At 59.2% G+C, this 26,194-nt stretch carries 13 protein-coding genes; 8 read left to right on the forward strand and 5 right to left on the reverse strand.

What is annotated here, in order from left to right:
* The first annotated feature begins 6 nt into the window (after positions 1-6).
* The 7 genes from TERRO_RS10600 to TERRO_RS10630 all read left to right on the forward strand — a co-directional run bounded on the left by TERRO_RS10600 (position 7) and on the right by TERRO_RS10630 (position 14,321).
* Entirely contained in the window at positions 7-366 is a 360-nt protein-coding gene (locus tag TERRO_RS10600) for a GPW/gp25 family protein (RefSeq protein ID WP_014785991.1), read from the forward strand.
* Entirely contained in the window at positions 366-2,795 is a 2,430-nt protein-coding gene (locus tag TERRO_RS10605; protein WP_014785992.1) for a baseplate J/gp47 family protein, read from the forward strand. Before TERRO_RS10600 ends, TERRO_RS10605 begins: the two co-directional genes overlap by 1 nt.
* The gene (locus TERRO_RS22040; RefSeq protein ID WP_014785993.1) at positions 2,792-5,512 is read left to right on the forward strand and encodes a putative baseplate assembly protein; all 2,721 of its coding nucleotides are present in this window, start codon (positions 2,792-2,794) and stop codon (positions 5,510-5,512) included. Before TERRO_RS10605 ends, TERRO_RS22040 begins: the two co-directional genes overlap by 4 nt.
* Positions 5,509-7,401: a hypothetical protein gene (locus TERRO_RS10615; RefSeq protein WP_041592556.1), complete on the forward strand. Its 1,893-nt coding sequence runs from the start codon at positions 5,509-5,511 to the stop codon at positions 7,399-7,401. The genes TERRO_RS22040 and TERRO_RS10615 overlap by 4 nt, the downstream gene beginning before the upstream one ends.
* Positions 7,402-7,612: 211 nt before the next feature.
* Complete coding sequence (locus TERRO_RS10620) at positions 7,613-10,564, forward strand: DUF6519 domain-containing protein (RefSeq protein ID WP_014785994.1); 2,952 nt, start codon at positions 7,613-7,615, stop codon at positions 10,562-10,564.
* A gap of 716 nt (positions 10,565-11,280) precedes the next feature.
* Entirely contained in the window at positions 11,281-12,606 is a 1,326-nt protein-coding gene (locus TERRO_RS10625) for an alpha-amylase family protein (protein ID WP_014785996.1), read from the forward strand.
* On the forward strand, positions 12,603-14,321 hold the full coding sequence (locus TERRO_RS10630; RefSeq protein ID WP_014785997.1) for a hypothetical protein: 1,719 nt from the start codon (positions 12,603-12,605) through the stop codon (positions 14,319-14,321). Before TERRO_RS10625 ends, TERRO_RS10630 begins: the two co-directional genes overlap by 4 nt.
* Positions 14,322-14,721: 400 nt before the next feature.
* Here TERRO_RS10630 and TERRO_RS22045 read toward each other — a convergent pair whose 3' ends face one another.
* The 5 genes from TERRO_RS22045 to TERRO_RS10655 all read right to left on the reverse strand — a co-directional run bounded on the left by TERRO_RS22045 (position 14,722) and on the right by TERRO_RS10655 (position 25,467).
* Positions 14,722-17,580 carry a beta strand repeat-containing protein gene (locus TERRO_RS22045; protein ID WP_169315301.1) on the reverse strand — a complete coding sequence of 953 codons (2,859 nt, stop codon included), beginning with the start codon at positions 17,578-17,580 and terminating at the stop codon, positions 14,722-14,724.
* Between the two features lie 418 nt (positions 17,581-17,998).
* A complete protein-coding gene (locus TERRO_RS10640; protein WP_157178325.1) occupies positions 17,999-18,910 on the reverse strand; it encodes a lysophospholipid acyltransferase family protein in 912 nt (303 codons plus the stop codon).
* Positions 18,911-19,577: 667 nt separating this feature from the next.
* Positions 19,578-20,996 (reverse strand): efflux transporter outer membrane subunit, encoded by a 1,419-nt coding sequence (locus TERRO_RS10645; protein WP_014786001.1) that lies wholly within the window; start codon positions 20,994-20,996, stop codon positions 19,578-19,580.
* Complete coding sequence (locus tag TERRO_RS10650; protein ID WP_014786002.1) at positions 20,993-24,211, reverse strand: efflux RND transporter permease subunit; 3,219 nt, start codon at positions 24,209-24,211, stop codon at positions 20,993-20,995. Before TERRO_RS10650 ends, TERRO_RS10645 begins: the two co-directional genes overlap by 4 nt.
* Positions 24,212-24,213: 2 nt before the next feature.
* Positions 24,214-25,467: an efflux RND transporter periplasmic adaptor subunit gene (locus TERRO_RS10655; RefSeq protein WP_014786003.1), complete on the reverse strand. Its 1,254-nt coding sequence runs from the start codon at positions 25,465-25,467 to the stop codon at positions 24,214-24,216.
* A 74-nt stretch (positions 25,468-25,541) separates the two neighbouring features.
* Between TERRO_RS10655 and TERRO_RS10660 the strand changes: the two genes are divergently transcribed.
* Positions 25,542-26,189, forward strand: coding sequence for a TetR/AcrR family transcriptional regulator (locus TERRO_RS10660; RefSeq protein WP_014786004.1), 648 nt, complete (start codon positions 25,542-25,544; stop codon positions 26,187-26,189).
* Positions 26,190-26,194 lie beyond the last annotated feature (5 nt).

Below are 26,194 nucleotides of genomic sequence, written 5' to 3' on the forward strand. Positions count from 1 at the left end.
ACTGCTATGCAGCATGTTCGATTTCCAATCCGTATCGATGGCCGGGGCCGTACCAGCACTGGCACTTACGAGCAGCATGTGGAAGACATGCTGGAACAGTTGCTCTTTACGCATGCGGGGGAACGCGTGAACCGGCCTGACTTTGGCGGCGGCCTGCTGCAGATGGTCTTCGCTCCCGGCGGCGACCAGCTCTCCGCAGCCACGCAGTTCATGGTCGCAGGCTCCATCCAGCAATGGCTGGGCGATCTGTTGCAGGTGGAAAGCGTCGATGTCTCTCAGACCGATAGCACCCTCTCTGTGTCCGTCTCCTACACGCTGCGTAAAACACAACAGCAGAAGACCTCCACGTTTACGAGGAGCAACTGATGGCCGCCTTTCTGTGTGCAAGCGAAGACCGGCGCGAAGCGGTACGAAGGCTGACGGGCACGACACCGCTCAATGGCATTGACTTTGTCGAGGTGCAGCCAGCCACACCCACCCAGGTTGAGGTGCACTTTCTGCACCCGATTGCGATCCCGCTGGCGACGGACAATTTCTTCGTCGAGGGCGGCGCACGCATCACGGGTCTGCAGGTGACAGCCTACGCACCCAACCCGGCCACGGGCTCGACCGTTCTGACGCTGACACTGAACACTGAGGGCGATCGGTCCAACTACACGTTGCGCATCGGGAATCCCTTTCCGTTGCCGGGTATTCCTTCCGGCATCGATCCCCAGTTAAGCGCGGTGGACTTCGTCTTTCATCCAGAGTGCGGAACGGCTGATTGTGCCGCAACGTCCAGCTGCCCGCCGACGGTCTACGATACGCCTCAGATTGACTATCTCGCGCGCGACTACGGTGCGATGCGACGGCAGTTGTTCGATCGTGTGTCGCTGCTTGTTCCCGGTTGGCGTGGTCGCAACGCTGCAGAGGTGGGTGCCATGCTGCTCGAGGTGCTGGCGTACACCGGAGACTACCTGAGTTACCGGCAGGACGCCGTCGCAACAGAGGCCTATCTCTCCACAGCGCGCCTGAATACTTCTGTCAAACGACACGCACGCCTGATGGATTACCAGATGCACAGCGGTCACAACGCGCGCGTGTGGGTGCAGTTGCATGTGACTGCAGACGTGCCCGGTGGCGTTCTGGCGGCGGTGCCGACCGGCTCTCGCCTGCTGACGGACCAGCCCGGACTACAGCCCGCACTGCCCACGACATGGAACGGATTCACCGACGCGGTCCACGCGGGAACGGGTGTGTTCGAATCGATGCGCGACGTTCATGACCTGCTCCTGGCGCACAATGAGTTGCCTTTCCACACATGGGGTGCGAGTGAGTGCTGTCTGCCGAAAGGCGGCACGCGAGCCACACTGCGCGGACGCTTTGACTCGCTCCGTGCAGGCGACGTACTTGTCCTTTGCGAGATGATCGGTCCGAAAACGGGTGATCGTGGCGATGCCGATGCCGTGCGCCGCCAGGCAGTGCGCCTGCTCAGCGTGGATGCAAGTGGCAGTGACCCGTACGATGGTCAGCTCATCACCGAAATCACCTGGCATCCGGAAGATGCGCTACAGTTCGCGCTGTGTATCGCAAGCCGCGATAGCGCAGGCAATCCCTTGCAGGACGTCAGCATGGCGCTTGGCAACATCGTGCTTGCCGATCACGGACGCACCATCGGACCCCCGGTAGATGGTGCTGCCCATGAGCCGTTGGCCGCAATGCCTGCACAAGGCCGTTACCTGCCACAGCTTGCGGCAAGCCCTGTAACTTTCGCCACACCCGCATTGCCGGTGCCGCTGCCAGGCGTCATGCTCGATTCCGCAGCAGCTTTGTTCGCAACCGACCCGCGCAAGGCGCTGCCAGAAGTAACGCTGACCAGCACGCCGGGTGGTCTGACATGGCTGCCCAGACTCTCTCTGCTGGATCGCGATATCGCATCGGACGGCGCGTACTTCGTGGCGGAGTCAGAACCCGGCCTGGGTACGACACTGCGCTTCGGAGATGACACACACGGCCGCAAGCCTGATCAACAGACAGTCTTCTCCGCGAGCTATCGTCTTGGGAATGGCCGCGACGGAAACGTGGGTGGCGACTCCATTCATCACGTGATGCTGCCTCACTCCGAGATAGACCGCGTGTGGAACCCGTTACCTGCGTCCGGCGGCGTAGAGCCGGAGACTATCGACCAGGCTCGGCAGAAGATTCCCTACGCTTACCGGACACAACAGCGCGCCGTTACATCCAGCGATTATGTCGCGGAGGCGATGGCGGTCGCCGGTGTGCAGCGTGCATCCGCGCGCATGCGCTGGACAGGCAGTTGGCACACCGTAACCGTCGTCGTCGATGCGCTGGGTGGTGCGCTGACGGAGGCCCTCAAAGATAGCGTGACGCTGGCACTCGAGGAAAAACGCATGGCCGGCCACGACGTAGAGGTGATGCCGGCAATGCTGGTCCCGCTCAGCATCGAGATGCATGTGTGTACAGGGGCCAACCGATATCGCGAAGACGTGCGCACCGCCATCCTGTCCAAACTCAACAGCGGTATACAGCCGGACGGTTCCCCAGGCCTCTTCCACCCCGATGTGATCGTGATGGGCGAACGCTTCTACATGAGCCCGCTGATCGCGGCGGTTCAGAGCATTGCCGGAGTCAGCGACGTCCGTATAACTCACTTCGAGCGCGAAGGCCAGCCAGGCCAACAAGGCATCATCGATGGTTTCCTGACGCCTGGACTGACGGAAGCATTCAGCATCGCCAACGACCCGAATTTCCCGGAACACGGCACCTTCAAGCTGATCGTGGAAGGAGGTCTATGAGCGACTGCACCTGCTGCACCGGCATCGCCGTAGTAGCACCCGGCACCATCGAAAACCCGCAGGGCCTCTCCACAATACCTTATCGCGTGGGAATACACGGCCAGTTCTTCGCTTCGATGCTCGCCGAGAACAACACCTCTGGCCTGCGCACGCGGGAGACGGATGACTTTACGGTCGCCGTCATGGACGCCGCTGCCGTGCTCTGCGACGTATTGAGCTTCTACCAGGAGAGCTTTGCAAACGAGCACTACCTTCGTACATCGAAGGAACGCCAATCGCTCGTGGGTATGGGCCAGCTGCTTGGCTACCAACTCGCAGCGGGCCGCGCTGCTTCGACCTATCTGGCGTTCACGCTGGAATCGCCCGTGGTGCCACCAGCACCTGCCATCGCAGGCCTTCCGCCTGGCCCCTACCCCACGCCCGGAGCCGTGGAAGGTGTGCCTGCATCCGTCAGCATTCCTATCGGCACAAAGGTGCAGAGTGTTCCCGGCCCCGGAGAGTCGCCTCAGACATTTGAAACAGTAGAAGCGCTGACAGCCCAGCCGGAGTGGAACAGCATTCCTCTTCGTCCCACGGCTCCGTTCTCGGCGGCCGCCACCGCGTTCAGCGCGGTCACGCTGCAGGGTTTCGTCGGCAACATTAAGCCGGGGGACTTTGTGTTGCTGCACCAGGATCCTTCGGCGCCCATCGTGCAGCAGGTGCTGAAGGTGGACACCCAGACGGTTGCGGGACAAACCACGTTGACTCTCGACGGTGCGACAAACCCGGGTGCCACTCTCGGATCGTTGCAGCCGCCTCCAGTGTCTAACCCGCCAGATGATTTCACTGAAAGCTACATCCTCTCTGCAGTGCGCGGCCGCAAGTGGAACCAGCCGGAGTTTGAAGCCATCATCAGCAACCGCCGCTGGGATACCGCGCGCTTACAGCAAGCAATCCGCAACGCGCAGGCGAAGGACACCTCCGGCGTGACCGTCAGTGTCATGTCATCGGCTGCTGCGCTCTTCGGTCACAACGCCGACCTCTCAGGCTCGTCGTCCTTGGAAACACTGGCAGAGTTGAGCATCAGCAAGAAGCTCGTAAAGAGCGTCGTGACTCATACATCTTCGGACGGTCATCTCTCGCAGCAGAACGCGGGGGCCGGGCAGCTGTATCTGGACGTACCGAATCCCGCCGCCGTGCCTGGCAGGTGGATCATGCTGGATGCTCCGTCTCTGAGAGTCGTCACGCAGATCAGCGGTGCCATCGATCTCTCTGTGGATGTCTTCGGTCCCGCCGCAAGGACCACTCGCGTGACACTCAAGAACCCGCCGGCTCAAAATGTGCTCGACAGCTTCTCCCTGCGATCGACCCGCGTGTTCTTGGAGGCGGCCACATTCGCTGTGGCTGCACCGTCCATGACTGCAACAAGCGGCAATGCCGACGCAGGCGGCGACACGCTGCGACTAGATGGTCCCTACCTTGGCTTGGTAGCCGGCCGGGACATAGTCGTCATGGGAGAGCTTACCCCTCTTCCGGGGCAGACAGCGTTTGAGCAGCGGACGATTGCCGGAGTAACTCTTGAAGACGGCTATACGGTGCTAAAGCTGTCCAATCCCCTGACCAACAGATTTGCGTGGTCCAGTGTGCGTGTCCTGGCGAATGTGGCCGCATCGACGCACGGCGAATCCCTTCCGGCAGAGACGCTGGGTGCCGGCGATGCGACCAAGGTCTTTCAAAGATTCGCTCTAAAGCAGGGTCCACTCACATGGGTCAGCGCATCGGTCCCCGCGGGCATTCTGCCGGCCATCACCGTGCGAGTGAACGGTGTCGCGTGGACGCGGGTGGATAATCTCTTCGCGTGCAGGCCGCAGGATCGTGTGTACATGCTGCAGACCACGTCTGAGGGCACCACATGGGTCTGCTTTGGGGATGGCGTCAACGGGGCGCGACTGCCAAGCGGCGCGGAGAACATCACTGCAGACTATCGCCGCGGTATCGGCGAGGGCGGCAACCTGAAGGCAGGCCAGCTTTCATTGGCATTGAGCCGTCCGCTGGGACTTAGCAGCGTCGTGAATCCGGTGGCCGCCACCGGTGGGGGCGCACCCGAGACATTGGAAGAGTCGCGCATCTCAATGCCCTACCCGATCAAGACGCTTGGCAGGATCGTCACCCTGCCAGACTACGAAGACTTCGCAAGGGCGTCTGCAGGCATCGCAAAAGCTCAGGCTGCTTGGGTATGGGACGGGCATCGCCGCGTGGCGATGGTCACCATTGCCGGACCGAACGGCGCGGTCATTCCGCCGGGTACGCCCGCATACTCGGATCTTCTGTCAGCTATTCAGTCAGCAGGGGATGAGCGAGTCGCGTCCGCACTCACGGCCTACCGACCCGTGTTTTTCGATGTCGATGCTTCGATCATCGTGGATCCCGCTTACGTCTCAGACTCCGTGCTCACAGCCGTGAAGGCGGCTCTTCAAAGCGCCTTCAGCTTCACGGTCCGGGCCTTCGGACAACCGGTCTACCTGAGCGAAGTGATCGCGGTGATGCAATCCGTTGCCGGTGTCATTGCTGTCGACGTAAATGCGCTGTATCGCAGTGGCACGACACCGGACCTTACGCTTGCACCGGCAGATTTCCTTGCCGCTGCGGGTGCCTCCGCTCTCGGCTCCACAATGACAGGCGCGGAACTCCTGACTCTGCGGGTTGGCGCGCTGAATAGCGTACGGGGGAACGCATGAGATACGACAAGGAGCATCTCCTCAGCCTGATTCCGGCCATCTACAAGCTGCGCGACGCCTTGAGCGACGATCAACCCAAAGGTCCACTGGATGCATTGATCGGCGCGATCGCTACGCAGATCTCAGGCGTCGAGTTGAACATTGAGCAGCTCTACGATGACCTCTTCATCGAGACGTGTGCGGATTGGGTCGTTCCCTATCTCGGCGATCTCATCGGCTATACCTCGCTCAGTGGCTCAACAGCGAACGTGCGCAGCCCCCGCGCCGAGGTCGCAAACACCATCAGCTATCGCCGCCGCAAGGGGACTCTCACGGTGCTGGAGATGCTCGCGGCTGATGTGACCGGCTGGCCCGCGCTTGCAAAGGAAAGCTTCCAGGGACTCGCCCAAACCCAGCATGTACGCCACCTGCGCCCCAGTCGCACATGGACGGCGTCCATGAGGTCACCGCTTCCTGCCCTTGCAGACAATCAGATTTTTCTCGACCTGCCGCACACCGTGGATGTTCGCCAGGTCAGTACAGGCCGCGGTCTGTGGAACATTCCGAATATTGCCATCACCCTGTACCGGCTTGCAGTCGGTAGCATCTCTGGCGGCACACCCGGCGTTCCCTCACCGGTCAATCCCAATCGGATGAGCTTCGATCCGTTAGGCCGCGATGTCCCATTGTTCCAGCCGGTCCGCGGGCCTGCTGCGGACCAGGCTCACACCGACTTGCCGCAGAACATGCCTTCCCGTGCATCGCGCCGCCTGTTATACGCCGAACTGGAGCAGCGACGTGCCCTGCTGGCGAAGGCAGTCGACCCGGCTGTGATCGAGGAAGAGGCCGTAGGCTTCACGGCGCTTCATCCGGTCTTCCGCATCGTGGTGGACGGTACCCCCATTGACCCGGAATTCATTGCCATCTGTAACCTGTCAGACTGGACGCCTTCCGCCGTTCCGGGTATCCAGGCCTCAGTTGATCCGGCACTCGGCCGATTCATGCTGGCAAATGCGACCCCGTCCAGCGTGCTGATTGATTACGCCTACGGATCACCCGGACCGTTTGGTGCGGGCGGCTACGTACGTCCGAACGCGCCCGCAATCACTGAAGTCACCAGCGGCGACTCGCTTTCCGGCGCTCTCGCAACTGCGCTCACAGCGAGCAAGGCTGATGTGCGCGTCTCCAGCAGCGCAACCTTTGCCGGAGACCTCACCATCACGCTCGACCCCGGCCAGACGCTGACGTTGCGTGCCGCCTCATTCATGCGGCCGGTCATCGGTGGCACACTGACCATCATTCTGGGTGACGGCTCTGCCTTGAAACTCAGTGGCTTTCTCATCTCCGGCGGCGTGCGCATCGATGGTGGACAAGGCTCCGTCGCCATAACAGGCTGCACAATGCCCGCCGCTCCTGATCTGGCGGTCGGCAGCAGTCCACCTCCTGCGCTCACCTGGGGAAACACTGGCGGTGGCACCTTGGCACTGGCTTCTACCCTCTCCGGCCCGCTGATCGTCGATGCCCTGCTGAACGTCAGTGTGACGGACTCAATCATTAATGCGGGCAGCGATTCCCTGCCTGCGATCAGTGCCGATGCCGGCGCCTCCGCAGGCGCTCTGTCGCTGGAAAGTACCACCGTGGTTGGCATGATCGCCGTGCGCGAGATCGGTCTCGTCCAGAACTCGCTGATCACCGGCTCACTTTCCAGCACGCGGACCCAGGGTGGGTGCGTGCGATTCAGTTACCTCGGCGTCAGGCTCCACCACGCCGCGCCGATACGAGTGCCAGCCCGACACCGCCATTGCTACCGCGACGGCGACTGCGCGCGCTGCGGGCGCGACCAATGCTGCGATTGCGGTTCAGATCACGGCCATCGCCACACGCCTGCTACCCGCTTTCACCAGTCTTGATCCCTCCCATCCGGCTTACGCGCAGCTTGGCACGCGTTGCGCTGCCGAGATCGCGTCGGGTGGTGAAGATGGTGGGGAGATGGGCATGTACCACTCACTCCAGCAGCCGGCACGAAGCGGCAACTTGGAGATACGCGTTGGGGAATACCTTCGCATCGGTTTAGAAGCAGGCCTGCTCTATGCAGATTGAGTTGTAAGAACGGAGACACTGATGAAGGGCGACTTCTCAAGAAAAACGTTCAATCCGGGGAATAACTACCGGTCGGTATTGCAGCAGCAGGGACGCGTCAGTGTGGACGCCGACTTCAACGAAGAAGTCGACATCCTCAACACCCGCATCGACTCCACCGCAGCAAGTGTCGTCGGGGATGTGGCGCGCGGCAAAAACAACTTCAGCATCAGCGTCAAAAGCGACGGTACGCTATCCATCGGCCCAGGCGTCCTGTACCTGCACGGCATCCCTTGCGTGAATGGAACAGAGTGTGGGCTGGGTACACAACCGTATCTGCCCGTGGACAATCCCAGCCAGGCCTCGTTCCCTGACCTGACCGCAAGTACCAGCTATGTCGTGTACCTGCGCGCGTTCGAGCGGTTGATTACCGCCGTGCAGGATCCTGCAATCAGGGAAAAGGCTCTTGGTGGCGCGGACACCGCTGTACGGACGCAGTGGGTCTGGCAGGTACGTCTTGCACCTGCCGTTCTCCCCAATCCCATAGACTGCGTCAACGCATCCTTCTGGCAGCCCGCGTTCAATCCGGGGAAGATGACGGCTGGTACGGTTGCGCTCGCAACCGGCAGCAGCCCTTGCGTCCTGCCCCCGCAGGCAAACTTCCGCGGCCTTGAGAATCAGCTCTACCGCGTGGAGATCCACAACGGCGGTCCCCTTGCGACGGCGACCTGCAAATGGTCACGGGAGAATGGGAGCGTCCTCACCGCCGTCATCGCCGGATCGGCCGCGTCCGGGCCCACTGCAGGGCCGGTGCTGAATGTCGCAAGTGTAGGTCGCGATGCTGATCTGGGTTTCGGAAATCAGCAATTCGTGGAACTGCTGGATGATGCTATCGAGTTGTGGGGAAAACCACAGCCGCTCTCGACGGTGAAGAACGTCACTGCATCGCTGAATCAAATCGAACTGCAGGCAGCCGCAAGTCTGCCCGTAAACTTCGACAGGGCACCCCGCCTTCGTCGTTGGGACCACACAACCGGCGACGCCAATGGGATTCCGCTCGCCACCGGATCCATCACTCTAGAGAACGGCATTGCAGTTACCTTCAGCGCGGGTGACTATCGCGCTGGAGACTACTGGCTCATTCCAGCGCGCACCGCCATCGATGCGGACACAGGCACCATCGAATGGCCCGTCGACGGATCGGGAACCCACCTTCCGCTACCGTCGAGGCAGGTGGAGTACCGCCAGATCCTCACCGCAGTCACCTGGAACGGATCAGCATTTGCACTTGCCCCGGGAGCGCGTAACTGCGTGCCACAATTCCCGGTTCTCAGTGCGATTGGCGCAGAGGATGTATCGTTCGACTCCAACTGCGGCATACTCGCGGGCGTCACGAATGTGGACCAGGCACTGGAAGCTCTTTGTGCGCACCAGGGCCCGTGCACGGTCGTTGTGGCCCCGCCGCAAACAGCCGGAGATCCCTGGTGGGATCCACTGCTTGCACTCCCTGCGGGCAAGGATGCGGAGATCTGCTTCCAGGCCGGAACGTTTCCTCTCAGTGGACAAGGCCTCGCCCTTACTAAGCTCGGCCATCTCAAGCTCACCGGCGCCGGCAACGGCACAAAGATCACCTCCACGGGTGAAGCCTGCCTCACATTCAATCAGTGTGCCAGCGTCATCGTTCGCGATCTGGCGGTGACGGCATCCGCCACGAATGCACCCCAACTCAATGGCGCACTTACGTTCATCGACTGCAATGATGTAGTCGTCGAGAGCGTCACCGCACAGACGAGCGATGATGGCAGTGTCGGATCTGCCTGCATCGCTGTCCGTCCGCAAGGCCGCCGCAACCCGGCTACAACCGCCTCATTGCGAGTACGCGGTTGCACTTTGAATGTTGGCTGGCAAAAGCACGGCATCCTCGGCGTGAACGTATTACGAGCGCAGATTGAAGACAATGAAATCGTCTGCAACAGCACACAAACCATTACGGTAAACACCGTCACCAAATCCAACGCCCTCATAAAGCAACTTGCGGGAGTTCTTGTCTCGGGACTCCGTGTGCTCGCACCTCAGAAGACAACACCTCCACCCGCACCGGCCCCTGCACCAACTCCCGCGCCGACGCCGGTTCCAGCACCTGCTCCCACGTCTCCGCAAGCCAAGAAGCAGGCAGGCACCGTCAACCTACGGGAGACCGTCGCGAACAAAATCAACACGTTCATGCTGCCAACCAAACACGATACCTCCGTGAAAGTAGGCGAGAGTTCGGTCGTCTTCACATCGGATCCTCGCTTCCGCAACGCATTCAGTACCTATGTAGCCAAGAACGCGCCCGCAGATGCCACCCCCACAGCTACGGCCAAAAACATCAATCAGCTCGCGATTGACTTCGCAAAGAACCCCCAGCTCTGGCAAACACTCCCGGGCTTCGTGAACTTGGTCCAGAGTTTCCCAGTGACCGGCTTGCGCGGGATCTGCCTGGCAGGTTCATCACTTCGCGAGGCCCGCATCGTGAACAACTCCATCCTGCGTTTCCGCGAAGGAGTTCATATCGGTTTAAGTCACTCGGAAGTACAACGTGGAGCGCCGGACATTGCCGACAACATCCTTATTCAAAACAATCGCATCGAGGTATCGATGCTTCCCGGAGACGAAGTAGCTGCCGCAAGGCTTCGCGGCCCATTCGCGATCTACGTCGGCAATGTGAATCACCTGATGGTTGTTGACAATCAGACCACGGTAAAAAGGAACAATGCAGACTTGCCAGCGCAAGCAGGAGTGGTAGTTTATGGCTGGCTGGGACCGCGCATCATCGCACGAGGTAACAGCGTCAGCGGATTTCGCACAGGCTTCGTCGTTACGCCCAGTAAGGGCATGGCACTGCCGCTGACGAGGCTTTGGATGGTCACGGAAAACATCATCACCGGAGGCGGAAGCATCGCAAGCGGTCCATTAAACCCACCGATAACATCCACCATCAACATAAATTGATCGACCGCGAAAATGCGCTTGACAACCAGAAAACGCAAGCGCAATCTTATCTCGAACGACCGGTTACGGCAGTGGTTTTCCTACGGTATGGATGAATGGGTTTCAATCGGGGTCGCTTTTAGTGTCTCTGTGAGTTTCTCGGACATGTGGGTTCAAATCCAACGAAATTACTTCTCGTAGCCGGTCGAACAACCCACACCACCTCTCCTGAAAACGTTAGATCCCGCTGGCGATCTCCATAGCTATGCGCCCTGCATGGTCCACATAAGGAGCGGGATACCACTCGTCTTAATGCGCAACCTTCTCCTTCCTTATCGCGGGAGCGGGATGTCACTTCACGTGGCAGCACGTAATCCTGCATTCGCGTAACTCCGGCTAGATCTTCACGACCGCGCCTGCATCATCAGGACTTCTCGACAGCCGACATCCCTCCTCGTGGTAACCGAATGTCAGGCCGTGGTAGATATTCTTGTGCCGAATGCCACGACCTTTAGAGCAGTCCTCATAAATCACCCTAAATTCCGCGAATAATATTGGACTTATCATGTTGCTGTCGCTAGGATGGCTCGGAACTCCCGTGTAGGAAATCGCAGGCTTGATCACGTGTACCTCGCATGCGTGTCACTGTTATGCATCATCAACAGTTAACATCCATCGCTTCCAGCGTGTCCCTGTTCCAACGCTCTCCTCCCTGTAACCATTTCCGGAGTGGTCCAGTGATCCTTTACGACTGTCTCTATCCCAAGATCAAGAGTGGCTGGTACGAACGCCTGCGCACATTTGCGGGCGTGTTTGCTGACTTCGGCGGAGATCTGATTCTGTTGCCACCGCCCTTTCGCACGACTTATACCGGGTCAGATAACATGAGCCTCGGCTACGATCCCATAAGCGATCTGGATATTGGGCAGTGGGAAAGTTTGCGCGGTGGCACCGCGGAGGATCTGCAGTCACTCGCGCGGGAGGCCCTTCGCCACGGCCTGCGTCTCATGTTCGATCTGCCGATGCATCAATATGGCGGCTTTCCGATCGTTGAGCGTAACGGCAAGGGAAAGCGCGACCGAAAGCTCGCCTACAAGCCATCCTTCCTCTTCCGCGCTGCACCCGACCAGAACTTCGAGCGTGCGCCAGCGGATGGCTTACGGGTTCCCTATCAACACTCAAAGCCCGCGGACTACTTGCGCAAAATGAAGATTCAATGCACAGCATGGCTTATGCACGTCACAGCGGGCTTTGGCTTGCGTCTTGATGAAGCCAAAGATATGGACATGAACCTTACGCACAGGCTGGCGGCAAGTATTCCAGGATTCAAGGTTGCCGAGGCTTACACCGGCAGTAATGCACAACTCGATTCCTATCACCGGCAATCCGGCCTCCCCGTCTTCGACTTTGGCAGCCATTTCGCGTATCGAGCCGTAAGTCAGGGTGCTGGTCTGGACGCACTCGTCTACACGGATCGCTATTGCCACATGAATCCTTCGGCAGCGGTTCCCTTCGTGGACAACCACGACACCGATGGTGCCGATGGCGTGGTCAACTTCAAAGGATGGTTCTATCTGGATGCCTGCACGCAGGCTGCGTTAGCCTGCAGTATCTACGCCGGCGACTATGAGTTGTACGGCCTCGCCCCCTTGATTGATAACTATCTCTGGATCGGCAAGCGTCTCGCTGTCGGTAATCAGGCTTACCACGTGATCAGCCCCGACGTTTTGATCTGGTCGCGTGATGGCAATGGTGGTGAGCTTGGCAACGCGGCCGGGGTGTTGTGCGGTATCTCACGCGATCCGTTCAACACGCGCTGGGTATGGACGGACACTCCGTGGCGTAACTGCTGGATCAGGAATTACGCGCGAAGCGGTGGCCCTAACGTATGGGTGTACCCTGACGGTCGCGCTTGCATCCCGCTTCCACCCAATAGCTTCAGTCGCGCGGATAACGGTGTCGCATACAGCCTGCTCAATCAGGATGGGCCGCTGCCAAAGCGCGAGTTGCATATTCCCCTTCGAAACCCGCTCGACTTTTCAGGAATTACGGTGACTTTATGAAGACACTAGTCCTTGTTCTAGTCGTATCAGCGTCCCTTCCCGCACAGGTGCTCACGAAGTCCTACGATGCGGCCCGCACCTCAGAAACGCGCAGCGAAACGATCCTCACCGTGGCAAAGGTGGGCGCGGGCATGCAGATGCAGCCACGTATTCCGTGCATCGGCGATGCGCGAGGTTGCGAAGCACAGCCGCTCATCGACGGTGGTGTCATGCTCCTCGCCTCGAACGGCAACGTAATCCGCGGCGTGAAGCCGGAAGACGGTGCGGGTATCTGGCAGACCCCTGTGCTCTGCGCTCCAGTAAGGTCCGTGCCTCAGAACGATATGTGGGGAGTAAATGAACACTTCGGGATGCTAAGCACCGGCGTGATCGATCCGGACACACACAAGCTCTACCAGGTCGCGACTTGTTCCGCTGATGGTACTGGCTCTCACCGGTCCATGAACCAGCGCATGTTTGTCATCGACACACGCAACGGCACCGTGCTGGCAAACACTGTTCTGGATGCCGCCAGTAACGGCCAGCGGTATTCGGATGCTCCACGAAAACAACGTGCCGCTCTGGCGCTTTGGTCACGCAATGGCGTCAAGTTTATCGTGATCGCTGCGGGTTCATTCGCTGAGACAGGCGAGAACGCCACCGGATGGATTCTGGCCTTCGATACCTTTGACAATCAGGTAAAGGCCGCAATCTCGACCCGGGCCGGGATCTGGATGTCGGGCGGTGGTCCCTCAATCGATCGGAATGGCCTCATCTACCTGGGTGCGGGCAATGGCCCGTTCAACGGTTCCACTACCTTCGGTGAGGCGATGATGCAGGTACAGCTAACGCCACCCACTGCCACTACACCAGCCAGGCTCGCTGTACTGCACGCGTGGGCCCCTTACTCAGACTCCGCACGAACCTGTGCGAATGCCCAACTTACCCAGCCTCGAGCCATGCTGATGAATAAGGTGGCAGGCGACTCTGCACCCAGCAACCCGCCGCCGGGCGCCAGAATGCCTATGAACACCGATTGCGGCGCACAATGGGGCGACCAGGATGCTCATCTCTCCGGAACTCTGTTTGAGCGTTTCAACCTGTACCTCACCGCAGGTAAGGATGGAATCGGCTATCTTGCAAACACTGCACAGTTTCCAGATACGCAGCCCTCGGACTTTTCCAACGCTAAGGCGAACTGCGCGAAGGTCAAGATGTTCCAGTTGGGATGGGATCTCGGCATGGACTCCTGTCCTGCGAAACTGGCTGGCCTTAACCGCTTTCCCGGCGCCAAGACCCGGCACATCCATTCGCCACTGGCACAGCATTTTGCGCCTGATTCCACACAGTTCGTGCTCGCCTTCGCAGAGAACAGCCCTTTGCAGGCGTGGCGCCTCGATGCAAATGGCGCCATGACATTTGTAGCCCGCGGCAATGAGATGGCGTCCGCACAATCCCGCGCGGAGCACGGTGGCATGCCCGGAGGCTTCTGTTCGGTCAGCTCAAACCGAGGAGCAAACGCCATCGCCTGGTGCGCAATCCCGGATGGCGACGCGAACAGGTCTGTGACAACCGGCCGGCTCGTTGCCTACGACCTGACAGGCTTCACCGGTGGTCGCATCCGCACACTCTGGACTTCAGAGCAATTTGTTTTCTCAAAGTTCTCACAGCCGGTGGTCTCCAACGGACGAGTCTATCTGGCGGACTACGCAGGCAGCGTCATGGTCTGGCACTAACAAGCTCTTACGAAAGACCCACGTGAGCATGCGTGACAAAACCTTCCGCCCTTTGGGGGCAGACATTTTCCCCACCTTGTAAAGGGAGCGGAAGTTCGCGCAGTCCGCAAGTCCTGAGGCATTGGTCGCCACGAAGAAAGCTGGCGAGCCGGTTGGGGCGATGGTGGAGCGGCGGACCCGCTACAGACGCAGCCGTCATCTGCAAACGGACTCAGTGACCATTCGGGCGCCGATCAAGAGGAAGTCACTGGTAGCCGCACAGCGTCGGGTTCTATCTCACGCACGATACGGAACGCTAGCAATCTTTAGTCTTAGTAACGCGATGCAAAACAACGGAGCCCGCCACCGTTCAATGAGAGTGACGGACTCCGGAGATTCACCGTTCAATAAACTGCGTTACTTACTGCACCTTTAGCGTGACACTCGCACTGTGAGGTGTGGCGTAGCCAGCTGCTGTCGCGGTAACGGTGATCGTGCGATTGACGGGCGTGGTAGTGGTGACTACGGTGTTTGAGCCGCAACCAGTCATTGCGGTCATGAAGAGAAAGCCGCAGCCCAGAAGCATCAACAGGCGAGCGTTCACTCGGCGGCGATGAACCAAACAAAACGGCAGAAACAGGACGGCCAGCGCCAGGCCGGAACGCCGCGACCACGCCGGCGAAGTATCGGCCTGGGAAGTAAGCTTCACTGTCTGGACCGTCAAACTTACTGTCTGGGGGCCTGCCGTGGTTGCAACTGACGTCGGCGTAAGCGTGTAGCTCATGCCAGCGTCCAGTCCTGCCACGGCGAAGGAAACGCCACCCGGATAGACAGGACTTCCGGGGCTAAGTGCGAAAGTGAAGGTGGCTGCGCTGCCCCCAGTAACGGTCTGGACGGTATTACCCGTAGCGTTAAAGGCAAAGTCAGAGACCGTAAGAGTGAGCGCCGCAGTAGCGGACGCTGCGGCATAGGCTCCTGCTGCAGGCTGACTAGCCGTGATGGTGTGAGCGCCGGCTAGCAGTGAATTGATGGCGTAGCTCGCCGTGCACGTGAGCGGTGACGCAACGCCCGTGCAGACGGCTGTGACAGCGGCGCCATTGTCCACAGTAAAGCTGACCGGAGCGGTAGGTGCGACAGTACCGGTGTAGGTAAGCTGTGCGGCCAGCGTGGCCGAAGCGGTCCCAACGGGCAGAGTTTGCGCCGCGAGGGAGAGCGAAGCACCAGGTTGAGAGACCGTGTGAGGAACACTGGCGGTAGTGCTTGCTAAGAAGTTGGAGTTCCCCGCGTAACGAGCGGTGATTGCAGACACACCCACCGGCAGCGTGGTGAGATTTAACGTCGCCGATCCGTTGGTGAGTACGCCGGTCCCGAGAGCTTGCGACCCATTGAAGAAGCTAACGACTTCGCCGTTCGTGGATAGGGTCTGAGCGACCGAAGGATTGAGCACCGCACTTAGAACAACCTGTTGGCCGTAGGCACTGATCGCCGGAGTGACCGAGAGCGTGAGAACCGTCACGATGGGCTGGCTCGTAAGGGATACGGTGTTCGAACTGCTGCCGGTATAGAGGCTGTCCCCCGTGTAGGTAGCCTTCACCAGGTGAGCAGACGTAACAGCTCCCACCGGGGAGATGCCCGTCGCGGTTGCAGTCGCGGTGGAAGATAGTTGCCCCAGCAAAACGGAGAGATTATTGCCGTGATAGTTACCCGTTACAAGATCGGCAATGCCGTCCCCATTGAAGTCGGCGGTCGAAACGGGGGACGGACCGGAACCTGTCGCATAAGTCACTTGCGCCGCGAAGGTACCGTCCGCCCTGCCCACGAAGACACCGACATTGTCACTGACATAGTTCGCCACGGCAAGATCGAGAATGCCGTCGCCGTTATAGTCGGCCGGGGCGATCGCATAGGGCGAGGTTCCAGTAGCGTAGACGACCTGCGCGTTGAACGTACCGTCGCCCTTGCCGGTGAGAACAGAGAGCGTATTGGCGGTGTAGTTGGTGACGGCAAGGTCGACGATACCGTCTCGATTGAAGTCACCGGCCACAAGGGGCGTAGGACCAGTGCCAACGGAGTAGCTGACGGGGCTGTTAAATACGCCGCCACCCTTGCCAATCACGACACCTACCCTGTTAGCGATGTAGTTCGTAACTGCAAGGTCCGGGATGCCATCGGCATTGAAGTCTGCAACGGCGATAGAAAGAGGTGTCAGGCCAGAAGGAACGACCACCTGGGTGTTAAAAGTTCCATCACCCTTGCCAAGAAAAACACCGACACTGTTGTCAAGCGAGTTCGAAACCACGAGGTCGAGGACACCGTCGCTGTCGAGGTCCGCCGTGGTCACGAAAACCGGCGAGTTCCCTGCAGCATAAGTCACCTGCGTGAAGAAAGTTCCATCCCCCTTCCCCAACAGGACGCTCACGGTGTTGGAGACTGAGTTCGCTACGGCGAGATCGACGATTCCGTCAGCGTTGAAGTCGCCTGCAGCAACATAGGACGGTGAGGCGCCAGTGCCATAGGTAACCTGGACGCCAATGGTTCCGTCGCCGTTTCCGAGAAACACTCCAACGGAACTGCCGCGATAGTTTGCCATCGCGATATCCGGGAAGCCGTCGTTATTGAAGTCTGCCGTGACGCTCGCAATGGGAGAATCGCCCGTGGCATAGGTCACATGCGAGGCGAACGTCTGGGCCGACGTAGCGCTGCCCAACACCCCCGTGCCCAGCAATGCATTGTTGTTTGTCGTGTCGACCAGGGAGACGCTACCAGTAGGGGCAACACTGCTGCCCGTACCTGCGACAGTCGCTGCCAGTGTGTAGTTACCAGCGACGCCGGTCTGCGTCAGCGTTGTCACGGTGGAGTGAGTCCCGGTCACCTGAACAGCGACGACTGGCGAGGCGCTGGTGATACTTGCTGCTGTGCCAGTGAATACAGCCTTGTAGGTGTGCGCCCCGATTCCGGTCCTTAGTCGAAGACTAGCCGTGCCCGTGGAGGTAAGCTGAGCGGTGCCCAGCAGGTAGCTGTCGACACACGAGATACCCGCGGTATCGCAGAATTTCACCTGCCCCGTGGTGACCGGCGTGGACCCAGCGAGAACAGTCGCACTCAGCGTTACGACCGTGCCAGAAACAACGCTCGACACAACCGATCCGCCGGCACGGGCCGCTAGAGTTGTTGCCGTCGCGGTGGGCGTGACTGCATTCGACGAACCCCACGACAGAACGCCAAGCGCCGCAACGACGCTATACGTAGCAATGCGACGAAGGTTGAGGCGAAGGGCCATAAAACGAAAGCAGGCAAGCAAAGGGGAACAGGATGTCATAGATCTCCACGAACAAGTACGAGCGGTGAAATGACAATGCGTGGTTTCCTTCCCTTTTTTGTCAGCGACACAGCGCCACGTGCACGGAATCGCAGGCAGAGGGGCATTACCAAGGGAGAAGAACGGTCGCAGTGGAAGAAAGGATGAAGCTTGCCGACCCATTCTACAGATTCCCCAAAGAACGGCGAACTATGATCAATCGATGAAACATCTCTCTGCAGCTAGTCGGCGGAAACTGAGACGAAACCTCTCTTCGTACATTCCTACAGAGCGGGTTCCTTTGTTCACTTGGGAGTGAGTGTCGCATGCTGGACTCAAGCTTGAGACAATTCCCTTTTCGCAATCAGTCATTTCCTCGTGCCATCAAACATGTTTGCACTTAGTCAGCGGCGTACACACAGCAATCGCTGGTTTCCACTTCAGACTGCGTTGAGAAAGCGCCTCCGAATTGTGCCCGCTGCGAACGTCGATCTCGCTCTAAATCGGAATACGCAGGTGGCCGCTCAGCAAGCGATAGGGGCAGGTCCTCAGGCTCGCGCCCCAATTCGGCGCAGTCTTCAAATACGAAGCATGCACTACCCAACTCTTCACGAGCCCACTGAAATAGATCCTCGAAACGAGCAGGAATGCGAGCCACGTCGAGATGCAGAAGCCTCACACTATGTCCATATCGGGGTTCCACGTGCGGCGCCAGTCCGCAGACAACCTGCGCTCCCAGCCTGCAAAGCATTGAAGAAGCTCCGTGCCGAGTGCTGACGATCGACCAGGCTGACCCTCCACCCAACAGGTCGGACAGCGCCATGCCCAGCATGACAATCTTTGCCCCGGAGTAAGAGCTCCTGAAGTACTGCTTCACAGCAAGGCCGCTCGCCTCTCCAAACTCAATACCTCTTCTCTTCGCATCAGCCTTATCGTTGGCAAATGCGCGAATCACCTGTGCCCGGGCCACCCCGGAGGCGATCGCACTGTCGTGACTGAGAAGCTCCTCGAACGACGACACGCCGTGGCGGTACCGGGCACACGCTGCAAGATCGCCCGTACTCGGATCTCGAACGAGAATGTGCCAGCATAAGTCATCCAGCGCCTGACGATCCAGCCCATCTTCGGTCAGTGTGGCCGCGACACCCGCGTATTCCTTGTACGTCTCGCCTCGCAGTAGCTGAATCTCTCGCTGCAGGGCAGCGTATTGGTGTGCCTGAATAACAACCGAGCTGCCAAAAGACGAAGTGTTGCGGGGCGCAAGAATCGTAACCATTGAGGCTCGGTGTGGTGTTACTTCCTGATGTGCCATGTCCCTCGACTATAGGGCCATTTCCGGCAACAACCTGCCCGCAGTGCCTAAAAATTGGCTGTGTGAAGCCACTCGCGGCGCGGCTCAAATTCGCTCGAACAATAAATCCAGAAAACAGCGATCGGGATGAAGGTATCTCGCGCAGGACGTCGCTTATGGCGATGGGCGTCTGAATCAGGTCACCAGCGCGGCAAAATCACAAGCATTCCTCCCAAGTGCAGAAGGCCAACGCATCGCACAGCCATGCATCGCCTTGAAGCTTCGGATGCGTCTCCTCAATCAGGTCGGAACGACCAAACTGCTCCAGTACCTCAGGGTTCGTCTTCCCATCCAGGCTCGACGTCATATGGCAAATCACGTAGGGTCTCATCGTTCGCTCTTCACTCTCCTCTTAACGTAGGCACATGGACTAGGTGCTAGATTCGTCAAAAGGTGTGAGAGAGTGTTCGAAGCCCTCGCATTCGCACCGTGTCACTTCACCGTCAGGCGATCTCGCCACTGCCGCACATCCCGCGTCGCTAAGGTAAACAGCATCCCGCCGCCAATCCTCGCAGCCTCCCAGGTTCGCATGCGAAGTTCAAGACGAAAATGAGCGCACACGGAGTATGTCGATGCAAGGGCAAGTCGACATACTCCGTGTGCAAGTTCCAGCGACTTAAAGTGCGTCCTACTGCCAGCCGCCTCCAAGAGCGCTGTAGAGCTGGACCAGCGTCAACGCCTCATTCTGCTGTGCACTCGCAAGGTTAAGCTGCGCAGAAAAGAGGTTCGAGTCTGTCGTCAACACTTCCAGATAGCTCGTCGATCCACCTTGATAGCGCAGACGCGCTAGCCGTGTCGCATCCTGTGCGGACGTCACCAGCAACTGCTGTTGCTCGCGTGCACGACGCTGTTTGTTCACAGCAATCAAAGCACTCGATACGTCGTGGAAGCCCGTGTAAACAGCCTTCTGATAAGTCAGGATCAACTCATCCTTCTGCCGCTTGGAAAGATCGTACTGCCCGCGAATCTTGCCTCCGGCAAAGATCGGCTGCGTCAGCGAACCAAGGCCATAGATCGTCTTCCCCGAAGGATCGAACAAGTTCGAGAACTCATCTCCACCAAAGCCTGCAGATCCGCTAATCGAAAGCTGCGGGAAGAACTGTGCACGCGCCGCACCCACCTGGGCGTTTGCTGCCTTCAGCTTCGCCTCGGCCTGTTGAATATCAGGTCGTCGCTCGATCAGCTGTGACGGAATACCGACGGGGAGAGCATCTGGCACAGGAGTAATTGCATTCGGATCCGCATGCGAAACCGGACCGGGCTCCTTGCCTAGCAGTAGCCTCAGGTCATTCTCACCCTGCTGGATCTGCTGCTCCAGTTGCGGTATCTGGCTGCTCGCCGTATACAGCAACTGCTCCGCCTGTCGCACGTCTGACAGCGGAACCGAGCCACCACGTTCCAGCGTCTGCGTCAGCTTCACCGACTCCTGGCGTGTCTTCAGCGTCTCCTTCGCGATCGCCAGCTGCTGATCCAGCGTGCGCAATTGGAAATAGGTCGTAGCCACCTGCTGCACCAGCGTCATCCGTACGGCACGCTGTGCCCACTGCTGCGCTAGCAGTTGATCGCGCGCTGCCTCAGTCTGCTTACGATAAAGACCCCAGAAATCAGGTGTCCACGAAGCCGACAGATTGAAGCTGCCAAACACCAGCGGACTGTTGATCGAAGTGCCGACCGTCGAAGGCAGATCGACACCTGCTCCCGTGCCGCCGCCGTTGATCTGCGGGAACTGCTGTGCCCGCGTGATCTTTACCTGCGATTCCTGTTGCAGCACGCGTTGCGCCGCAGCACGCAGATCGAAGTTGTTCGTCAGTGCCTCGCGAATCAACGCCTGCAGTTCGGGCTGTTTGAAGACAGTGCTCCACTGCTGATCGCCCAGCGAACCATTCGGATCACTCGACACCGCAGCGTCATCCGCACCGCGGAAGGCTGGCGGCGGCGGAACCTGCGGACGTGTGTACTTCGGGCCCACATTGCAACCGGCAAGCCCCATGACCGCGATCAATGCCAGGGAACTGACACCATATTTTTCATAGGCAATTCGGCTCATGCGTGACCCCCTTCCGGCTGGCTCACTGCGCCTGCCGGTTTCAGCTCTGTATCGTGTTCCGGCTCATGCTTCGAATCCATGGTGGTTCCCTTCCCGCCCTTACCGAAGCGATGCGAGATGTACTCCACCACGGCAAACGTGACAGGCACCATCAGGATGCCGAGGATGGTCGCCAACGTCATACCGCCGATCACCACCGTACCCAGGATGCGTCGCGACACCGCACCCGAACCTGTCGCAGTCCACAGCGGCAGACAGCCGAAGATGAACGCCAGCGCCGTCATCACAATCGGACGGAAACGTAACTTCGCAGCACCCAGTGCGGCTTCGCTGATGCTCTGTCCGCTCTTGTAGTTCGTCACCGCAAACTCAACAATCAGGATGGCGTTCTTCGCCGACAGACCGATGAGCATGATGAGACCGATCGTCGCAAAAATATCGTTCTCATACGACCGGATGCTAAGTGCCAGGTACGCACCCAGAATCGCGACCGGCGTGCTCAGCAGCACGCTGAACGGCAGTGTCCAGCTCTCATACAGCGCCGCAAGAATCAGGAAGACAAACACGATCGAGATACCGAATACGACCCACGTCGGTACGCCCTTCTCTGCTGCCTGCTCCTGGTAGCTCATGCCGCTGTAGCTGTACCCCATCCCCTCAGGCATCGCCTTTGCAAACGTCTCTTCCAGCGCCTTACGAACCTGACCACTGCTGTAACCGGGTGCTCCCGTCACGTTTAGCTGCGCTGCGTTGTATTCGTTGAAGCGCATCACAAACTCTGGACCGTTGATCTGCCTCGTCTTCACCAGCGCACTCAACGGCACCTGGCTTCCGTTCGCGCTGCGCACGTAGAACTGACCGATGTTGTTAATGTCTGTACGCGAAGTTCCCTCCGCCTCGACATAGGTCTGCCACTGTCGGCCAAACCGGTTGAAGTAGTTCACCAGGTAGCCACCCATAAAGGTCGACATGGTGTTGTACACCTGAGTCAGATCCACCTGCTGCTGAAGCACCTTCTCCTTGTCCACGTCCGCGTACAACTGCGGCACCGCCGGCAGGTAGGAAGGCACAGCAGACGCAATCTCTGGTCTCTTCTTTAGCGCACCCAGATAGCCGTAAAGGTTCTTTGTCAGAAAGTCTGCGTCGTCGTTACCGGACTGATCCTGCAGCACCATCGTCACACCACCCGAAGTTCCGATGCCCGGGATCGCCGGTGGCGGGAAGGTGAACGCAAGACCGTCCCCAAGTCCGCCAAGCTCCTTCGACACGTTGCCAAGAATGGCACCGATCTGCTCCTCCGCAGCCTTACGGTCTTCCCATGGCTTCAACGCCACGAAGAAGAACGCAGTGTTCGTGCTCTGCGTCTGCGTCAGCAGGCTAAAGCCGTTCACCTGCACCACACCCGCAATACCGGGCGTGTCCATCAACTGCTTCGTCACTTTTAGACCGGCTGCATCCGTACGCTGCATGCTCGCTGCGTCCGGCAACTGCATCGCGGCAAATAGGTAACCCTGATCCTCCTGCGGGATAAACCCACCCGGCAGGCGAGATCCCATGAAGACAGCGACGGCAGCAACAATCGCCAGCGCAATCATCGACAGAGCCGACTTATGCACTAGGATGCTGGAGGTAGAAACGTACTTGTCCGTGGTGCGGCCAAAGAAGCGGTTGAACCAGTCGAAGAATCGTCCCAGGAGGCCCGGCTTCTTGTTCTTGTCCTTCGGCTTCAGCAGCAGTGCAGCCAGTGCCGGGCTAAGTGTCAGCGCGTTGAACGCCGAGATCAGTACCGAGATCGCAATCGTCACAGCGAACTGCTGATACAGCCGTCCCGTAATGCCGGGGATGAACGCAGTAGGAATGAATACTGCGGCAAGAATGAGTGCGATCGCCACAACCGGGCCGCCCACCTCTTCCATCGCCTTGATGGTCGCCGACTGCGCGTCCATGCCCTCTTCCAGGTGGTGCTCAACTGCTTCCACCACGATGATCGCGTCATCCACCACCAGGCCGATAGCCAGCACAAGGCCGAACAGCGACAACGTGTTGATCGAGAACCCAAGCATCGGGAAGAAGATGAACGTACCGATCAACGACACCGGTACCGCCATCAACGGAATCAGCGTCGCGCGCCAGCCCTGCAGGAAGATATAGACCACAAGGATCACGAGGACGAGTGCGATCACAAGCGTCTCAGTAATCTCGTGAATACCCGCAGTGACAGCGAGCGTCGTATCCAGCGGCACGTCATACTTCATGCCCGTAGGAAAGTTCTTCTGCAGCTTATCCATCTTCGCGCGGACAAGCTTCGCAGTCTGAACCGCGTTGGAACCCGGCAGTTGATACACCGCCATGATGCCGGCAGGTGCACCGTTGTAACGCGCATTCAACCCATAAGCCTGCTCACCCAGCTCGATACGAGCGACATCCCGCAGGTGCAGGATGCTGCCATCGGGATTCGCCCGCACAACGATATTGCCGAATTCTTCCGGCAGCACCAGACGGCCCTGCGTACGCACCGTGTAAGTGAACTGCTGGCCGCTCGGTACCGGCTCGCCGCCGATCTGTCCGGCCGGGTTCACATTGTTCTGCGTCTGCAGCGCGGTGATAACGTCCTGCGCCGTAACACCCAGCTTCGCAAGCTGCTCCGGCTTCACCCACACACGCAACGCATACTGTCCCGCAAACACCTGCACACGGCTCACACCGGGAACGCGCGTGATCTCGTCCTGCACGTTGATGATGCCGTAGTTACCCAGAAACTCCTGGCTGTACTTGTTATCCGGCGAATTCAAGCCGATCAGCATCAACGGCGAAGTAAGCGCCTTCTGCACCGTCAGACCAGCCGTCGTCACCTGCGCCGGCAGCTGTGCCTGCGCCTGCGAAACACGCAACTGCGACAGGATCTGATCCGTATCCGGACTCGTCTTCACATCGAAGTCCACATACAGCGAAGCCTGCCCGTTGTTGGCATTCATGCTGTACATGTAGATCATGTTGTCGACGCCGTTCATCTGCTGCTCGATCGGCGTAGCAACAGCCTGCGACAACGTCCGCGCATCGGCGCCGGGGAACGTCGCCTGCACCAGAATCTCCGGTGGAACGATATCCGGATATTGCGACGTAGGCAGACTCACCAGCGAAACAATGCCGATAATGACCGTCAGGATCGCAATCACGATGGCCACAATGGGCCTGCGTATGAAAAATTTCGACATGATTACCTTCCCGCGGAAGCGCTGTCAGCGGTGGATGTTGAAGCCGTAGGAGCCGCCGCATGCGGACTCACCGGCATGCCTTCCTGCAGCTTCTGCAACTGGTCCGTGATCACTCGCGTGCCCGGCGTAACACCACCGGTCACAACCCAGTTGCTACCCGTCTGCTGCCCCAGCGTCACATTCACAACCTTCACCTTGCTGTCCGGCCCCACGGTGTAAAGCTGCTTCACGCCCTGCAGATCATTCACAGCCACCTGCGGCACCAGAATCGCGTTGTGCAACAGCTCCGTATTCGCAGACACCCGGCCAAACTGCCCTGGACGCAGCACATTTCCCGGATTCGGGAACACCGCCGCAATCCGGATCGCACCCGTCTGCTGATTCATCTGCCGATCCACAAACTGGATGTGCCCCTTATGCGGATACTCGCTTCCATCCGCCAGCGTCAGCGTTAAAGGCAGCGTGCCCGCCCCCTTCAGCAGATCACCCTTACCCGCATTCGAACGCTTCGAGAGCGCCAGGTACTCCCCATCGCTCATCGAGAAGTAAACCTTGATCGGATCCAGCTGCGACACCGACGTCAACACACTCTGCTGACTTACCAGATTGCCAACCTGCGTCGTAGCCTGGCCCGCAACACCGCCAATCAGCGATCGCACCTGCGTGAACCCAAGATTCAACTTCGCCGTGCTCACCTGAGCCTCGGCCGAAGCAATCTGCGCCTTCGCTGCTTCCACATTCGCCTGCTGCGCCGCAGCCTGCTGCTTATCGTTATCCAACTGGCTCTGTGCAATCGCGCGCTGCTCCGCCAGTGGCGTGTCGCGATTCACATTGATCTGTGCCAGTCCCAGGTTCGCCTGCGCCTGCGCAAGCTGGCCCTTCGCCTGTCCCAGCTGACCCATCGCCTGGTCCACCAGCGCCTGCAACGGCCGCGGATCGATCTGGAACAGCACCTGCCCCTTCGCCACCACCGAACCTTCGCGGTAGTTCTGCCGAATCAGGTACCCACTTACCTGCGGCTGGATCTGTGCATTCACAAAGCCATCCAGGGTGCCCACCCACTGGTTGCCCAGCGGAACATCCTGCGCCTGCAGCGTAATGGCCGAAACCGGCATCGGTCCACCCGCAGGTGCAGCGGGCGCCGGCTTCGAGCAGCCCGAGACCCAGAGCGACGCCAGCGTAAGTGCTGAAACACCGGTCAACTTCAATACCGCTGGCAAGTTAGTCTGCCGGCGTGCAGCAAGGGACAACGTCATTCCATCCTCCGGACATTTCGGAGCAGGCATAAATACATACATGCATGCATCTTTTATGAGATTCTGTCATAGCTATGTCGGATGCAGAGCAATTTGATGAAAATTCGCGATCCGCTCCACCGCAGCAGAGCCGCAAGCAAAATCGCTCCCTGCTCACCCGCCAGCAACTCATCGACGCCGCACGCAAGATCTTCGCGCGCGATGGCTTCGAGAAGGCAAGCCTGCAGGACATCTCAAACCTCGCAGGCAAGACCCGCGGCGCCTTCTACACGCACTTCGCCGACAAGGAAGATGTCTTCTTCGCCATCTTCGAGCAGTACCTCGCCGACGGCCAGGAGCAGTTTCGTCAGCGCATGAAGGGCGCGTCGACCAAGGCAAAGCGCATCGCCGCCCTTGCCGCCCACATCGTCCAGATCATCGGAGATAAGGAGCGCGCTCTACTTGCGCTGGAATTCAAAATCTACGTGCTACGTCATCCGCACGATCAGCAACGTCTCACAGACCTGCACAACGCCGTATGCCGCAGAGGGTGCGGCCCGGACATGGAAGCACTCATGCCGGAATTCCGCCGGCTGGATAACTCCATCGAGAGCCGCCGCCAGGTCGCACAGATGGGCGCTCTCGTTGACGGTCTGGCCCTGAATCACTTCTTCGATCCAGGCAGCCTGGACACCAAAACCCTGCTCAAGCAAGCGGCAGCCGGCATCCAGGCGCTCCTGTAAAGCGA

This window comes from Terriglobus roseus DSM 18391 (assembly GCF_000265425.1).
Taxonomy (GTDB): Bacteria; Acidobacteriota; Terriglobia; order Terriglobales; family Acidobacteriaceae; genus Terriglobus; species Terriglobus roseus.

What these genes read in the sequence shown, in the direction of transcription:
- TERRO_RS10600 (WP_014785991.1), top strand. Translation starts at nt 7, where the DNA reads ATGCAGCATGTTCGATTTCCAATCCGTATCGATGGCCGGGGCCGTACC.
- TERRO_RS10605 (WP_014785992.1), top strand. Translation starts at nt 366, where the DNA reads ATGGCCGCCTTTCTGTGTGCAAGCGAAGACCGGCGCGAAGCGGTACGA.
- TERRO_RS22040 (WP_014785993.1), top strand. Translation starts at nt 2,792, where the DNA reads ATGAGCGACTGCACCTGCTGCACCGGCATCGCCGTAGTAGCACCCGGC.
- TERRO_RS10615 (WP_041592556.1), top strand. Translation starts at nt 5,509, where the DNA reads ATGAGATACGACAAGGAGCATCTCCTCAGCCTGATTCCGGCCATCTAC.
- TERRO_RS10620 (WP_014785994.1), top strand. Translation starts at nt 7,613, where the DNA reads ATGAAGGGCGACTTCTCAAGAAAAACGTTCAATCCGGGGAATAACTAC.
- TERRO_RS10630 (WP_014785997.1), top strand. Translation starts at nt 12,603, where the DNA reads ATGAAGACACTAGTCCTTGTTCTAGTCGTATCAGCGTCCCTTCCCGCA.
- TERRO_RS22045 (WP_169315301.1), bottom strand. Translation starts at nt 17,580, where the DNA reads ATGGCCCTTCGCCTCAACCTTCGTCGCATTGCTACGTATAGCGTCGTT.
- TERRO_RS10640 (WP_157178325.1), bottom strand. Translation starts at nt 18,910, where the DNA reads ATGGCACATCAGGAAGTAACACCACACCGAGCCTCAATGGTTACGATT.
- TERRO_RS10645 (WP_014786001.1), bottom strand. Translation starts at nt 20,996, where the DNA reads ATGAGCCGAATTGCCTATGAAAAATATGGTGTCAGTTCCCTGGCATTG.
- TERRO_RS10650 (WP_014786002.1), bottom strand. Translation starts at nt 24,211, where the DNA reads ATGTCGAAATTTTTCATACGCAGGCCCATTGTGGCCATCGTGATTGCG.
- TERRO_RS10655 (WP_014786003.1), bottom strand. Translation starts at nt 25,467, where the DNA reads ATGACGTTGTCCCTTGCTGCACGCCGGCAGACTAACTTGCCAGCGGTA.
- TERRO_RS10660 (WP_014786004.1), top strand. Translation starts at nt 25,542, where the DNA reads ATGTCGGATGCAGAGCAATTTGATGAAAATTCGCGATCCGCTCCACCG.